Raw genomic sequence first — 15,336 nt, 5'->3', positions numbered from 1 at the left:
GTAGTAATCACGCTAATTTCATCTTAAATAAGCTCTAATACGTTTATCGCCTTTAGGTGATAAACGTGGCTACGCCGGCACAAGCTTTTGCAGGGAGCGACACTGAATAACCTATTCAGCGTGCTTGGCGTAGCTACCTTATTAAGCGAGGTGACGCTTGCTTACACTGTCTATGACTTCGCTAAATACTTGCGCTGAAAAGCGCTGTGCTTTTACCGGCTTACCAAAGTAAAAGCCTTGTCCCATACCTTTACCCATAGATAGCAGGGTATCTCTTTGGTGTTGGTTTTCTATGCCTTCAACAATAAAGTCTATGCCTAAAGTTTGTGTGAGTTGAATTATAGCGCGGCATAGGTTTTGCCCTTGTAGACTATCGACTTGCTGAACAAACCCCGAGTCTATTTTCAGCACATCAATAGGTAAACTGGCTATTCTACTTAGCGAAGAAAGCCCCGCGCCAAAATCATCAATCGCGATACTAATACCCATTGTTTTAAGCTGGCCTAATACTTTGCTAATCAGTGCTGGGCGGCGTATCAAAGCACTTTCCGTTATCTCTATTACTAGGGCGCTCGCTGGTAGTTGAGTTTTTGTCAGTGTGCTTTCTACCATGCTGATAAAGTCTGGATGCTCAAGTTGAGAGCCTGATATATTGACGCTAATTTTTAGCTCTGGATTATAGGTTTGATGCCATTCCACCATTTGTAGGCAAGCTTGTTCAAATGCCCATTGGCCAACACTTATCATAGAGCCAGTTTCTTCAAGTAGTGGCAAAAAGTCGCGTGCCTCTAGCATCTCACCATTAGCGCGCTGCCAGCGCAGCAGTGCTTCAACACCAATGGTAGCATTCGACTCAAGATCAACCACACTTTGATATACCAAGCTAAATTGTCTTAGGCTTTGTGCATGGCGTAAGTCATTTAGGATATGCAGTTTTTTCTCTGCGGCTTCGCGAATGGTTGTATTGTAAAAACGAATATGGCTTGGGCTGTTCTTTGCTGAGTACATAGCAGTATCGGCCATGCTTAATAGCTTGTTAGGATCAGCACTTTGCTGTGGAAACAGTGAAATGCCGATACTTGTGCCAAGGTAGAACTTTTGGCCGTCGATCTCAAATGGTGCCTCAAATAACGACAATACCAGCTCGGAGAAGGCTTCAATCTCCTCTTTATTCTGGCAACGTGGTAACACCAGAGTAAATTCGTCACCACCAAGACGGGCTATTTCAGCATTTTCGATACAACAGGTCTCTAAACGAGCTGCAACTAACTGCAATACTTTGTCGCCAGTTGAATGGCCAAAACTGTCATTGATATTTTTAAAGCCATTCAGGTCTAAAAACATTAATGCGCCCATCAGATCGGGCGAGTGCTTAATATTGGCTATGGCGGTATTTAAGATCTTAATTAGATGAAAGCGGTTAGGTAGCCCTGTCAGTTTGTCATACATAGCTTGCTGAGTGAGTTTGGCTTCAAGCGCCTTTTTCTCGCTAATGTCGCTAAATAAGTTGACGTAAAATACCTGCTCGTCGGCAAAAATTCGGCGACAACTTTGCCATGCTGGGAATGTTGAGCCATCAGACCGCGCTTTCCAGACCTCACCTTGCCAGCTTCTTTTATAAGTCGATGGTGAGCGAGAGTCGTCTAATTCAAGTTTTAGCTCGGTTGGCGTTTTTCCCAGTAAGTGTTCAGCACTAAAGCCACAAATTCGGCACATAGCCTTATTCACAGCTAAGATCAGGCTGTTTTCATCAGTGATATAAACGGCTTCGGCGCTGTCCTCTAGGGTAATCGACATCAGCTCTTTAGGTAAACTTTCAAAGCCATTACTAAAGGTTACCCGGCTGCGTTTACGTCTGTCCATCGGCTGAAACGCGGCGATAATCACCGGCTTATCATCTAGCTGGGCAGGATAGAAAGACAGAATTGTTGGTAACTCTTTACCTTGCTGGCTCATATGCAGCCAAGTAAAAGAGACGGTTTCGCCTTTGGTTGCCTGCTTAAGCATTTGCTGACCATACTCTACGCTGCTTTTCCCTGACGACTGAATGCGGGGAGAGAAATCAAAAGGCGTAGCATGAAGGAAGTTTTGTTCTTGGCTCTCAAAATAGTTGAGCGCAGGTAAGTTCGCAGCAACAAAATGTTGCCCTTGAATAATTGCTAATGCAGTTGCATCAGAAGGTTGTTGCCAGAGTTTGAGTTGCTCAACTAATGTGGGTTCAGTGGCCGTTACACGTGAGTATAATTTGGACCACATTAAAACACTCATACTCTCTTCCCTTTTGGCATGACATTATTCAAGGTTGAATACTGCTGATGGTAAAATTATCGATTAAATAGACTTTTAGTCATTTAGCGTCAAAAGTACATTTATTTGACGCTTTGTACAATTAAGATGTAACAAAATTGAATCTAGAGAACATTTACGCCAAAAAGAGTGATAATTTCCGCAATATCTGCCGCGTATTAAGTGAAAAAAAGCAGTTAATTATTGCCTCGGATCATTCTGCCTAATACTGCCGTTACACGGCTCGAGTTATTTTTATCTCGCAAGATTAAAAGCTCAACCTGAGTGTTAATGAGTTTGTTAGAATATTAACTGGTACAAGTTGCTTATAAAAAGGATTGAAGCTGCTATGACAATATTTAGATTAATGCACCGCATTATGGCTGCCATAACATTGGCTAGTTGCTGCTTTTTAGTCAATGCAGGAGAGCCTGAACAAACAAAAGCTAACTCTTTATCTGAACAGGCTGATGATATTAAGCAAAAAGTTGAGCAAGAGCAGCTGCAAAAGGCGCGTGATGCAGCAATGCAAACCCAAGAGCGTGAGAAAAAGGTATTAAAACGCCAAGAGTCGACTGATTGGCAAAGCGAGCAAAAACAAAAAGCCCAACAGCAATTCAATCAACGTGAGTCACGCGAACAAAAGTATCTGCGTGAAGCGCGAGAAGCGGCAAATAAAGAGCAGAAAATCCCCAAGCCGTGATGACCGTTTTAGGCTTCGAACCGCGATTTAAAGACCATTTTAGTTATTGTAGGAATAATCATTGAGTACATGTCCGTTGTGCCAGCAGCCGCAGCTGCAGCTTTTTCACCAAGATAAATTTAGAGACTATATGCGCTGCCAACATTGCGCCTTGGTCAGCGTGCCGAGTCAATTTTTACTTAATGCTGCTGATGAAAAAGCGATTTATGATCAACACCAAAACGATGCTAATGATCTAGGTTATCGCAAGTTCTTGTCACGAGCGTTAGATCCGGTATTGGCGCGAGTCGATAAAAGTGCCAGCGGACTAGATTTTGGCTGTGGCCCCGGGCCGACCATAAGTGTAATGGCCGCAGAGCAAGGCTTTGAGATCAGCAATTACGATCTTTATTACTTTAACCAGCCTGAAAAATTGGCCAAGCAATATGACTTCATCACCATGACTGAGGTGATTGAGCACGTGGCTGATGCCCAAGCACTATTAACTTGCCTCGATAGTTTACTTAAGCCTGGGTCAATACTGCTGGTGATGACCAAGCGAGTTACTGATGTCACTGCATTTAGTAAATGGCATTACAAAAATGATTTAACCCATATTAATTTCTATTCAACAGCCACCTTTGAGTGGATTGCACAGCAGTACGGCTGGGCGTTAGAGGTATTAGGTAATGATGTTGTGTTATTTACCAAACGCTAAAAGCATATAGCACTGTCGCCTTGTGGCTACAACTTGCTATAGTCGGTGGCAAAATATGAACAAAGGAATGAGCAGTATGAAAGCAATATTATCGGCATTCATCTATGGCATGTTGTTTTGCTTAAGTGTTTTGCTATCGGGAGCAAGCTGGGCAGCAACTGAGGCCATATCGTTTTTAACTAAGACTGAGGCCGCCTCTGTGTTAACCCAAGAAGACGACTTTGTTCGTGGTATCAGCCCGTTTGACATGGCGTCCCGTATGAAGCGTGCCGATGACCCAAGTAAGCGTGAATATTTGGCGTTTGTGGCAACCCAAACCTTGGATTGGAGCGATGCTGAGAAAGCGGCGGTAAATCAAGCTTACCAGCAAATATTACCGCAATTAACGGCGCTGAAGGTTGATTTGCCAAAGCCTATCGAGTTAATTAAAACCACAGGTCTAGAAGAGGGCGGCGCAGCTTATACTCGCGGCCAAGCGATTATCTTGCAGCAAAAGCAGATCGCCAATGAAGCGGGCTTACCCGGATTAGTCGCCCATGAATTACTGCACATTTTTTCTCGCCACAATCCTGTTATAAAGCAAAAACTCTATCAAGCCATTGGTTTTTATCCAGTGGGTGAAATTAGTTTTCCAGCACCACTTAAGCGACAAAAGATCACTAATCCAGATGCACCGGTAAATGACTTTGCCATTCGAGTCACCTACCAAGACAAACAGGTGTGGGCCGTACCTATTCTTTACTCAGCAGAGCCGCAATATAGTCTGGAAAAAGGCGGCGAGTTCTTTGATTATCTAGAGTTTAACTTTGTAATTGTGGGTGACTCAGAGCAAGCGAGCACCAATATCTATGATGCTAATAATCCGCAAATTGTTAAGGTGTCGGAGCTTAAGGGCTTCTTTAAACAGATTGGCCGTAACACCAACTACATTATTCACCCAGAAGAGATTATTGCAGAAAACTTCTCGTTTTTAATGACCCAAGAAACTGAGCTGAAATCGCCACAGTTATTACAGAAAATTGAACAGGTTTTTCTGCAGCAATAAATACAGCACAAAAAAGCCACTCAGCAATTGATTACTGAGTGGCTTTTTTATGCAAGATCATATCGGTTAGCTATTTAAGTGATGCAATACCACTTTTTGCACTAGCGCTTCTGTTTCTTGCTCCTCGGTATTGAGCACAAAACCGTACTGAGCTAAACCTGATTGTGGCTCGAGTTCTTGCTGATTTTTCAAGGTAACTGCAATCGTTAGCACTTCGTCATCGAGCTCAACATTCAATTTGAATTGGCTATCAATAATAAAATTACTTCTGGCCTCAGCGGCAAAAGCGCCACCTTTAATCGAGATATCCTTTAAGAATCCACTGGCAATCACTTCGCTTGAATCAATCGCGGTTAAACTGGCTTTAATGTTAATCGGTACCCGTGAATGCTGCCTTAGCGATACAGTTTGAAGCTCGCGCGGGTAAGTAATAATCAGCCAGCGTCCGGTTGAGCTCACTACTTGTTGAATAGTGCTTCTGAAGGCCAAGATATTGGCATCTTGCTCATCGCTTTTTACTACTCGAATGACTACGCTTTGGCGTTCACGCAGAAATGAAGTAGCACCTTGCCAGGCTTTGTCATTACCTAAGGACAAAATCACCGCACGGCCGGGATCGACACCAATTAGGCGACTACGCAGGCGTATGGTTTGCGTGGGAGTGAGTAATTGCAAATGCACTTCAGTATTGCAGTTGAGCGAGTCTAATGTTTTGAAGTCCTTTTCTGATGGCATACAGCGGCCTAACTTTCGATGAATTAGCATTTGAAGCTAGCATAAAACAACGGCTAACTAAAATTTCATTACGGCTTTGTTACTAGGTGTTTACCTTAAGTTACAAATATTTGTGTCGTTAATTTGATTTTCTCGCTGATTTGCTTTTTGATGGACGCGGATTTCAAACAATATTTATCGAAGTTATACCTAGGCTGTTGTTACTTTCTAGACTGATAAAAACTAGAACGAACGGCAGTGCTCAAACAAGGAGCGAATAATGAAGCGCTATACCAAGGCATTGTTTATGTCTCTTGGCTTGCTAATGGCAATGCCAATGGCTCACGCCACCAAAGCTGAAGATATTCAAAGATTTACTTTGGATAACGGCATGAAAATTATGGTGTTAGAAGACAGTTCTATCCCTAATGCCAATATGTACTTATTCTGGAAAGTCGGTTCCCGTAACGAGGTTCCGGGTATTACCGGTATTTCGCATTTTTTCGAACATATGATGTTCAACGGTTCTAAAAAATACGGCCCTAAGATGTTCGACCGTACAATGGAAGCTGCTGGCGGCGCGAATAACGCTTACACCACAGAAAACCTAACCGTTTATACTGACTGGTTCCCTGCTAACGCCATCGAAACCATTTTTGATCTTGAAGCAGATCGTATCGAAAGCCTCGATATTAACGCGCAGATGGTAGAGAGTGAGCGTGGCGTTGTTGCATCAGAGCGCTTAACTGGGCTGGAAAATTCAAACTGGCGCGTGATCCAAGAAGAGTTAAAAGGCGCAGCCTTTAGAGCGCATCCTTACAGTTGGTCGGTGATTGGTCATGAATCAGATATCGCCGCGTGGACCTTAGACGATTTAACCCAATACCATAAAACCTACTATGCGCCCAATAACGCCGTTGTTGTGATAGCAGGTGATGTAAAGCTGGCAGAAGTAAAAAAGTTAGCTGATAAGTACTTTGCGCCAATTCCTGCGCAAGCGCCACCAAGAGAAGTCAAAACCGTTGAGCCGCTGCAAAAAGGTGAGCGCCGCGTGTTTGTGCAAAAAGCCTCAGTCAGCACCCCGAATGTAATGTTGGGCTATCACGTACCAGCAACCTCGAATAGTGACTATTATGCTCTGGATCTTTTGTCATCAATTTTAACCACAGGTAACAGCTCGCGCATGTATCAAGGCTTGGTCGACAAGCAAGTAGCCATTCAGGTTGATACCTATATGCCGATGTCGTTTGACCCTAACTTGTTCTATGTAATGGGCGTTGCTAATCCGGGCGTGACAGCGCCAGAGCTTGAAGATGCCATGCTCAGCGAAATTAAGCGAATAGCTCAAGAAGGCGTTACAGCTGCTGAGCTTGAAAAAGTGAAGAACATTAAGCTGATGGGCTTTTATCGCACCATGGAAACCATTAATGGTAAGGCGAATACCATAGGCACTTATGAGTTGTTTTTTGGAAGCTACGACAAACTATTTAATGCGCCAGAGCAATACAACAAGGTCACGCCAGAAGATATTCAGCGTGTGGCACAAACTTACCTAAAACGTTCAAATCGCACAGTCGCTGTGTTGGCTGCAGAAGAGGAGGCTGACCAATGAAAACACTAAATTCATCCAAAGGTGGGCTAACGTTCATGCAACCTAAACAGCTACTCACAGCCATCGCAGTTGCTGGCGCGTTAACCCTTTCAGGTTGCGCTGCAACTCAAGCACCAGCAACAGTTGATACGGGGAGTTTTAGCGTGCCTAGCTATCAGCAAGTCAGGCTTTCTAATGGCTTAACTGTGTATATGATGCCACAGCGAGAAGTGCCGCTAATCACTATTAATGCCACTGTACGAGCAGGTGCGGTAAACGACACCACTTCAGGCGTGGCTGAGTTAACTGCCGCAGGTCTTATGCTTGGCGCAGCAGGTAAAACTAAGCTTGAAATCGAGCAAGAGGTCGACTTTTTAGGCGCCAGTTTACAGAGCGGCGCAGGCAAAGAGGGCAGTTATATCAGCAGTGATTTTATGGCGAAAGACGCCGATAAAATGCTGCCGCTGATTAAAGATGTATTGGTGACGCCAGACTTCGATGCTGGTGAATTTGATAAGCTGCGCCAGCGAGAAATTGCAGGGTTATCACAAGCGAAAGAAAGCCCCCGTGCCGTTATTAATCGTTACTACGACAAGCTAGTTTTTGCTGATCATCCTTATGGTAATGCCACATCGGGTAATCGTGATTCATTATCTGAGTTAACGGTTAACCAGTTACGTGCTTTCCATAAGAGCTTTTATCAGCCATCAAATACCGCTATTAGTGTTGTCGGTGATTTCGAGCCAGCAAAGATGCAGGCTAAGTTAGAAAGCTTATTCGCCGACTGGCAAGATTCTGAGCCTGCAGCGCTTATTGATTTATCGAAAGGCTTACCTAAGTTAGATGCAGCAGAAGTCTTGCTGGTAGACAAGCCAGATGCCATTGAAACCACATTTTTGATTGGTGGTATGGGCATTAGCCGCGATAATCCAGACTTTGTAGGCTTAACCGTTATTAACACAATTTTAGGTGGCCGCTTTACCTCATGGCTTAACGATGAGCTTCGAGTTAATGCCGGATTAACCTATGGCGCGCGTTCAGGCTTCAGTGCATATTCTGCATCGGGTACCTTTAAAATCAGTACTTTTACCCAAACGGCAACCACTAAAGAAACCATAGATCTTGCGTTAAAAACTTATGCTAGACTCTGGGAGCAAGGGTTAGATCAAGTCACCCTAGACTCAGCTAAGGCTTATGTTAAAGGGCAGTTTCCGCCTAAGTATGAAACCAGCGGTCAGCTAGCAGGCTTGATGTCTGATATGTACCTATATGGTTTTGACGATGCCTTTATCAACGAGTTTCAAGCTAAGGTTGATGGTTTAACGCTAGAGGAATCGAAACGCTTAATCGACACTTACTTCCCGAAAACCAACCTGCAGTTTGTGATTATTGGTAATGCAGCCAAAATCGCACCGATTGCCAAAGAGCACGGCAAGGTTAAGCAAGTGAACATGACTGATGTCGGTTTTGGTGGCTAAGCTTTTTTGACTTAGATACCACAAGTAAAGCAAACAAAAAGCCGCGATTATCGCGGCTTCTTTATGTCTGGAATATTTATGGCAAAAGCCCATGGATGGGCAGCTTTTGGCGTTATGTCTGGAATATTTATGGCAAAAGCCCATGGATGGGCAGCTTTTGGCGTTATGTCTGGAACATTTATGGCAAAAGCTCATGGATGGACAGCTTTTGGCTTAGTTCTGTCTAAGTTGGTTTTTATACGCCGGCGTAATCTAGCTGGCGCCAAGCTTCATAGCTGATAATCGCTACCGCATTCGACAAGTTTAGGCTGCGGCTGGTGGACATCATAGGAATACGCAGGCGCTGCTCGGTTGGAATCGAGTCAATAATATCAGCAGGTAAACCACGGCTTTCAGGGCCAAATAGCAGCACATCGTCTTGCTTAAACGTTAGCTCCGAGTGCGGGCGGCTACCTTTAGTAGTGCAGGCCATAATGCGTTTGCCAGCCATAGCTTCAAGAAATGCGTCGAAGTTTTTATGGTGGGTTACATTGGCTAAATCGGCATAGTCTAAACCCGCACGGCGCAACTTTTTATCTTCTAAATCAAAGCCTAATGGCTCAATAAGATGTAGATGACAGCCATTGTTGGCAATTAAACGGATAATATTACCGGTATTTGGGGCGATTTCCGGTTCGTAAAGCGCGATATGAAACATGCTAGCCTACCTAAAAATTGGTGAGTCGAGATTATACGGTAAAAACCGCGATGCGGAAAATACTACAGCAGCTAAAGAGTTGCGTGAGTTAGCTCGTGATTACGGGTCTTAACCTTATGCGATTGCCTATTTTAGGACTATATTCCAGTTTACGAATGCACGGTTTTAGGCAGGGCTATGGATCTCGCTAAACTTTCACGGATCAGCATGAAACATCTGATCACCTTACATGTCATGCTCGACACCTTAAGTGTTACCGATAGCGCTCAGCGTTTATGTCTTAGTCCGTCTTCAGTCAGTAAAACCTTAAGCCAGCTTAGGGTAAGTCTTGATGATGAACTGTTTTATCGTCACGGCAACAAGCTAGTCGCCACGCCATTAGCCCGCAGACTTGGTCCAAGCGTGCATCAAATTATCAATGATATGAACCAGCTGGTGACTCAAGAGGCGTTTAATCCGGCTCAATATGAAGGGCGTTTTTCGTTAGCGATGCGTGAAAGTACCTTTGAGCTGTTGGCCGCTAAATTTTGCGCCCATGTGCTTAATCAAGCACCGAATATTCGCTTAGATATTTTGGCTAAAGACAGTGTCGGATTTGAAGGGCTCATTAAAGGCAATTTAGATTTTATAGTATTGCCCCACGACAGAAGTCAGCCGCCCATTTTGCAGCATGAATTAGTGTGGCAAACCATTATTAACGATGAAATGGTGTGCCTGATGAATCCATCGCACTCGTTAGCTAGCAAAGAGCTACTAAGCATCCATGATTACCTTAGCTACAGCCATGTAGGTATTAGTGATTCCGACTTAAATACGCCATTTTTTGAGATGCAGTTGGCGCAGCAAAAACGTAATCGCGCGGTGCCTATGTCGGTGGCAGACTTTGGCAGTGCAGCGTTAATGTGTCATCACAGTGAGCTGTTATTTACCTGTTCGCGTCGCTGGGCTGAAACTGCCCTGCAGGCTAAAGGTTTAGTGATTAAAGCGTTACCACTGGATTATGGCGAGGTTGCCTATAGCTTGGTTTGGCACAAACAAAGTATTAATGATCCAGCCCATAAATGGCTGTATCAACAGTTAGTCGAGTTTACTCGTGCGGAGTTCGAGTAGACTCTTTTTAGCTTTGAATCCAACGTTCAATTCGAAGGTTTGCACTAAGCTAGTGCCAATATTGCCACTAGCTTAAGTTTTTTGTCCTGATCATCACTCATTCTAGCATTTAAAAATATAGACCTAACAAGCTGTTTTTAATGATTATTTTTTACATGTTGAAATCTCTATAAAAATACACTTGCACAAATGCGCATGTATGCGTACGATCCGCAAACTTTTTATTGATAGAGATTGTGACAGTGGATGCAAAATTAGTTATAGCGTTAAACGAGTTCTTTTATGTGGCTAAAGGCTTGGTGGTTATTATTGCGATTGTGTCGTTATTAACCGGCATCATGCGCGAATATATTCCGCAAGATAAGCTGCAGCAGACATTAACTAGGCACGAAAAGTGGGGCTCGTTGTTGGGCGCACTGTTTGGTATGTTGACCCCATTTTGTAGCGCTGCAGTAGTGCCTGTAACTATGGGCATGGCCTCTATGGGGGCATCGCTGGGTACTGTAATGAGTTTTATTATTTCAGCGCCGTTGTGTAACTTCATTGTGTTAGCAATGATTTACGCAGCTTTTGGTTTGAAGATCACAGTGATCTATTTCTTAATTACCTTTACCGCAGCGGTACTGGGTGGTTATTTGATCTCTAAGTCACCTTGGAAAAATGAGATTAAGCGTGGTGATGAGCTAGAAGGCATTAAAGCTAAAGGCTGTAGCGGCACTAAAGTTAATACCTGTGGTGGTATGCCAACTTCAGCTTCGAGAATGAAAAACGCCATGGCAGGTGCGTGGTCGCTATTTAAGCGCATTATTCCATACGTATTATTGGGCGCGGCAATCAGCGGTTTCTCAGCGGCCTATTTACCAGCAGACATGGTAGAGAAATATGTTGGTGGTGATAGCTTTGGGTCGATTGTTATTGCTTCTTTGATTGGTATTCCGCTTTACCTACGTATCGAAATGGCAATTCCATTACTTAAAGTGCTAATTGCCAAAGGTATGGGTTTAGGTGCTGCCTTAGCATTAATTATTGGTGGTACAGGTGCTAGTTTGCCTGAAATCGCGTTAGTATCTGCGGTACTTAAGCGCAAAGCGGTCATCGCGTTTGTGGGCATTGTATTAATTACAGCGATAATTGGCGGTGCTATCTTCCAATATGTTGTATAAAGACGTCACGCCACTCAGTTGAGTGGCGTGTTTTGTTGAAAAGGTAATTGCATGATCGATGAAAAGTATATTGATGCGCTAAAAGCATTGTCTGAGCCTAATCGCCTGCGCTTGTTTTGGTTATTTTTGCACGTCGATGAATGTATGGCAGTAGCAGAAGCGATGGATATTATTGGTGACACGCAATATAACGTGTCGCGCAATTTAAAGATGCTGTATCGCGCTGGACTACTGAACCATGAAAAAAAGGGCAAATGGGTTTTTTATACCTTAAAAGAGCAAGCTGCTCCTCATTGCCGAGCGTTAGTCGATTCTGTTAGGCAGTTACCGGATGACGAGTTTAAAGAAGTTACCCGCCGTTGCCGATTACGTATGTCGTTAAGAGTTGACGGTGAATGTGTTGTCGGCCCAGATTCTGAGGCGTGGTTTAACTTGCTCGGTTAAGCTCAATCTATGAAAGCTGACAGTTAGTTTAGATGATGTTCAGCATAGGTTAGCTTAGCGCTGTTTAGGCCGCTATTTACTGTAGTGATTCGCAGCAACGTATTGTGAATTTTGCAGCTGAAATAGGCCTCAGTAGTGCAAATATTTATCTCAGTCTTTGTGTGAATAGCGCGTAAGCAAGGCTTGCTTATTTTAGCTTTAAGCTGGTGGTTAGGATTATTGTTTTAGTGGATAATTTCACCCAAAGCTGTTTAGCTTTTAAGCAACAGATTTAACTGTTTCGATGCGCTGGTTTAATAGAATTAAAATTCAAAGCCATAAAAATTTGACATGCGTCACACTTTCTTGCTAGTTTGAACTCAGCGGTTTAGGTCGGAGAGTTCATTGATATAACGAGGACTCAATCGACTGGGAGTTCGACACTAGCTAGCTCCGCTGGCTGGGCCGGATTCGACAGAGCTGAGGCATTGCTATTAGAAGCTTCGACCGGACTACTTTTCAATCCGACTCTTGTGTACATTTTCGGATACCCATTGAGTTACCCACGGGTAACTTTGATAAGCCTAAGAAGTTAAGTTTTACTTAGGCTGTAAAACAAAAAAGCATCCCAAATGGGGTGCTTTTTTTTGTTTAAATTTCGGACTTAAATTTAGTTAAGTTGCACTTGAGCTTTAAAGTTAGACTTCGTCTAACAATTGTTAGCAATCAAACTTCGTTTGATAAAAGTCGTGGGATTCCATCCCACACCCGGGCAAGGAGGACTGCTCGTCCTATCCTCCTTGCATCCACCATGACGCCCCTAACGAAGTTGTCACCCTCGTACTTACTCGAAATAACCTAACGCTTCCGATGGGGCATCCTGCCCCGCGAAAGCTATGCCCACATCCGTGTGGGCATCACGGTTATTTCTTCAACGTACTTCGGCAACTCCGATGGGGAATAGGTACATTCTGGTAGTTTTTACGAGTAAGCGACATATATGTAATGGTTTTTTATAAATTCAGTCAGGTTAAGAATATAAGGATTTAGCCTAATAATCTGTAATGACTTAGTTACTTACTATTTCGGCTAGAGCTGAGAGTGTTGCTTCAGTTAGTTCATAAGTTGCATCATTGATTCTTTCCACTACATCAGATAGCTCCATGCGAATTAAAAAAGAGGTAACTTGCTGTAGATTTATATTGCGACCTTGTTCATTTATAGTTGAGGCTTTTATTTTTCCATCTTGTATTAATTTGCCAATAAGAGCTTTTATATCTAGGATTTCAGCATAGTGGTAGTTGTAGTCAACTTTTAACTTTAACTCCCTTCCAATCCATTGCTCAATATTGTGCGCATTGGATTTTAGGTTATATAGATTGTAAAGATCTTTAGAGTCCATAGTTTGTTGGTCATTGAAGTCTTTTTGTGCATCTTGGTCTCGATTTTTAGCTGCATCCACATTTTTACGGATATTAGCTTGAAATGTTTTACTATCAGGTCGGCTGTTGTTCTCTGATTTAGCCGTTAGCGTTTCGTGGTCATGTTGGATATTGTTTTCAAATTGCTCATTTTTAAGCGCTGCAACCTTGCGTAACCCTCTATTTTCCTCTTCTAATTTTTGAATTTTGTCCTGAAAATCTTTCTTAACAGATTCAAATGCGGCATACATCTGAGCTTGGTCTTCTGGCGATATTGGTATTGATTTTTCGATGAATTTTATTCTTAAAGAGGCAGATTTTCTATCTGACCATAGCCATATTGTTGTTGCTAAGTTTGAAAGAGCTGGTGCAAGTGCTATGAAAAGAGTGGCAGCAAATGCAGGTAACCAGATCAAGTAAAAGTAGCTCATTTCACCTTCTTTGGTGAGGTAATAGTTCTCGATGATTTTTATTTTTGAAAGAACTGTACCATCACCAAGTATAAAAAAATAAACGGTCTTCCAGTTTAAAATTATCCAAGAAAAAAGAAATGCTCCTCCAAAAGGGTTATTAATTCGATAACTAGCATTATCCAATATCGGTTTGAAATGACTAAATATATGGTCAAAAAAGTCTTTCACGTCTAAGCCTAAATCATTAAATTAATTAAAAATACTATACTCGCGTCGTACATAAAAGGTAAGTGCTATTACTTACATTTAGTAACCTCAGTGTTACTCTTTAGCTAAATTATTTGGTTTTTCCAACCCAGTGTAGATGCGGCTTAGGCCTTTGATGGCATGGATGCCATCGTAGAGCTTACACGGACGTACTTGCAGCGTGCCTAAGAAGTGTCTGCACATACGCTGGCTGCAAGCCATTGGAACCACCGATGTTGTAAGTTGGTTTATGGATGCAAATAACGAATAACCTAAAGGTTCACTGCTGTAGATTCTTCCTAGCGTTAACGCGTTGGCTAGAACCGCGTATCAAAACGCTGGCTGCAGGCCATTGGAACCACTGATGTAGGAAGATACAGCAAATACTACCTATGAACACGCAACCCAAAGGTTCACCGCTTTACCTAAAGCGCCACACTAGGCTGGCAAGAAAGCCTACAAATAAACATTGGGTAATATAAGATTAGCCACACCACGTTCAGTTAGCCGTGCTGCTAACTCCTGCATCTGTTGTTCACTGCAAGTTGGCCAATTAAGGGCTTCGCCAGTCACCCCATGATGTTGAAACGCATTAAGCTTGACCCTAACACTGGCTGGTAACTGACTCAGATAAACAGCCACAGCGTCGATTTCGCGGTCAAAATCACTCACGTTGGGGATATGCAATAAGCGGATCTCATACAGCTTATTTTGCTCTGCCAGTAGCTTTAGGCTGGCAAATACTCTGTGGTTATCGCGGTTGGTGATGTAGTGGTGTGTCTCTTGCTGCCACGATTTTAAATCAATCATTGCACCATCTAAATAAGGCATTACTTGCTGCCAAGCATTTGTCGACAAGTAGCCGTTACTGTCGATCATGCAACTTAAATGAGCTAAATCATCGCTGCTTTTTATCGCTTGAAATAACTCGATAATAAACGGCAGTTGTAGCGTTGCTTCGCCGCCACTTACGGTAATGCCGTTGATGAAAAACACTTGGCTGCGGATCAGCGTTAGCATTTGCTCTACGCTGTATTGGCGAGTCTTAGGGCTAGATTGCCTAGGACAGGTTGCTAAGCAGATATCGCATTGAGTGCAGTTATCACTGTGCCAAACAACCTTGGGTTTTCCCTGTGGGTCGTGGGTCAGTGATAATGCATTTGCTGGGCAAGTTGCTACGCAATCACCGCAACTGTTACACATATCTATGGTGTAAGGGTTGTGGCAATTTTTGCAGTTAAAATTACAGCCTTGCATGAAGATGACCAGGCGACTGCCCGGGCCATCGACACAAGAAAACGGGATGATCTGATTAACTGTTGCAACTCTGCCCATCTTGCTCGCCTAAA

General features: G+C 43.2%; 14 protein-coding genes. 8 read left to right on the top strand and 6 right to left on the bottom strand.

Features of this window, described 5'->3' with window-relative positions; translation table 11 throughout:
* Window positions 1-141: 141 nt before the first annotated feature.
* Window positions 142-2,268, bottom strand: a complete 2,127-nt coding sequence (locus L2740_RS06070) for an EAL domain-containing protein (protein ID WP_248949207.1) — start codon at window positions 2,266-2,268, stop codon at window positions 142-144.
* A gap of 367 nt (window positions 2,269-2,635) precedes the next feature.
* Between L2740_RS06070 and L2740_RS06065 the strand changes: the two genes are divergently transcribed.
* The 3 genes from L2740_RS06065 (at window position 2,636) to L2740_RS06055 (ending at window position 4,731) form a co-directional block, all read left to right on the top strand.
* On the top strand, window positions 2,636-2,989 hold the full coding sequence (locus L2740_RS06065; protein WP_248949206.1) for a hypothetical protein: 354 nt from the start codon (window positions 2,636-2,638) through the stop codon (window positions 2,987-2,989).
* Window positions 2,990-3,050: 61 nt separating this feature from the next.
* Window positions 3,051-3,686, top strand: coding sequence for a class I SAM-dependent methyltransferase (locus L2740_RS06060; RefSeq protein WP_248949205.1), 636 nt, complete (start codon window positions 3,051-3,053; stop codon window positions 3,684-3,686).
* Between the two features lie 76 nt (window positions 3,687-3,762).
* Window positions 3,763-4,731 carry a hypothetical protein gene (locus tag L2740_RS06055; protein ID WP_248949204.1) on the top strand — a complete coding sequence of 323 codons (969 nt, stop codon included), beginning with the start codon at window positions 3,763-3,765 and terminating at the stop codon, window positions 4,729-4,731.
* A gap of 66 nt (window positions 4,732-4,797) precedes the next feature.
* Here the strand turns inward: L2740_RS06055 and L2740_RS06050 are convergent, their stop codons facing one another.
* Window positions 4,798-5,466: a flagellar brake protein gene (locus tag L2740_RS06050; RefSeq protein WP_248949203.1), complete on the bottom strand. Its 669-nt coding sequence runs from the start codon at window positions 5,464-5,466 to the stop codon at window positions 4,798-4,800.
* A 259-nt stretch (window positions 5,467-5,725) separates the two neighbouring features.
* Between L2740_RS06050 and L2740_RS06045 the strand changes: the two genes are divergently transcribed.
* Together L2740_RS06045 and L2740_RS06040 are read left to right on the top strand one after the other, a co-directional pair.
* On the top strand, window positions 5,726-7,057 hold the full coding sequence (locus L2740_RS06045; protein WP_248949202.1) for a M16 family metallopeptidase: 1,332 nt from the start codon (window positions 5,726-5,728) through the stop codon (window positions 7,055-7,057).
* Window positions 7,054-8,514, top strand: coding sequence for a M16 family metallopeptidase (locus L2740_RS06040; protein ID WP_248949201.1), 1,461 nt, complete (start codon window positions 7,054-7,056; stop codon window positions 8,512-8,514). Before L2740_RS06045 ends, L2740_RS06040 begins: the two co-directional genes overlap by 4 nt.
* 235 nt (window positions 8,515-8,749) lie before the next feature.
* On the opposite strand, the gene trmL is transcribed toward L2740_RS06040, so the two are convergent.
* Entirely contained in the window at window positions 8,750-9,211 is a 462-nt protein-coding gene (trmL, locus tag L2740_RS06035; RefSeq protein ID WP_248949200.1) for a tRNA (uridine(34)/cytosine(34)/5-carboxymethylaminomethyluridine(34)-2'-O)-methyltransferase TrmL, read from the bottom strand.
* A 177-nt stretch (window positions 9,212-9,388) separates the two neighbouring features.
* On the opposite strand from trmL, the gene L2740_RS06030 reads away from it, so the two are divergent.
* The 3 genes from L2740_RS06030 to L2740_RS06020 all read left to right on the top strand — a co-directional run bounded on the left by L2740_RS06030 (window position 9,389) and on the right by L2740_RS06020 (window position 11,928).
* On the top strand, window positions 9,389-10,321 hold the full coding sequence (locus L2740_RS06030) for a LysR family transcriptional regulator (protein WP_248949199.1): 933 nt from the start codon (window positions 9,389-9,391) through the stop codon (window positions 10,319-10,321).
* A gap of 242 nt (window positions 10,322-10,563) precedes the next feature.
* Complete coding sequence (locus L2740_RS06025; RefSeq protein WP_248949198.1) at window positions 10,564-11,484, top strand: permease; 921 nt, start codon at window positions 10,564-10,566, stop codon at window positions 11,482-11,484.
* Between the two features lie 51 nt (window positions 11,485-11,535).
* Window positions 11,536-11,928, top strand: coding sequence for an ArsR/SmtB family transcription factor (locus L2740_RS06020; RefSeq protein WP_248949197.1), 393 nt, complete (start codon window positions 11,536-11,538; stop codon window positions 11,926-11,928).
* A 1,048-nt stretch (window positions 11,929-12,976) separates the two neighbouring features.
* Here the strand turns inward: L2740_RS06020 and L2740_RS06015 are convergent.
* From L2740_RS06015 to L2740_RS06005, 3 genes are all read right to left on the bottom strand, one after another.
* Entirely contained in the window at window positions 12,977-13,969 is a 993-nt protein-coding gene (locus L2740_RS06015; RefSeq protein WP_248949196.1) for a hypothetical protein, read from the bottom strand.
* A gap of 93 nt (window positions 13,970-14,062) precedes the next feature.
* Complete coding sequence (locus tag L2740_RS06010) at window positions 14,063-14,209, bottom strand: hypothetical protein (protein WP_248949195.1); 147 nt, start codon at window positions 14,207-14,209, stop codon at window positions 14,063-14,065.
* A 234-nt stretch (window positions 14,210-14,443) separates the two neighbouring features.
* Window positions 14,444-15,322 carry a YjjW family glycine radical enzyme activase gene (locus L2740_RS06005; protein WP_248949194.1) on the bottom strand — a complete coding sequence of 293 codons (879 nt, stop codon included), beginning with the start codon at window positions 15,320-15,322 and terminating at the stop codon, window positions 14,444-14,446.
* Window positions 15,323-15,336 lie beyond the last annotated feature (14 nt).

The sequence above is a fragment of the Shewanella pneumatophori genome, assembly GCF_023283895.1.
Lineage (GTDB): Bacteria > Pseudomonadota > Gammaproteobacteria > Enterobacterales > Shewanellaceae > Shewanella > Shewanella pneumatophori.
This window is presented reverse-complemented; position numbering and strand designations above follow the sequence as displayed.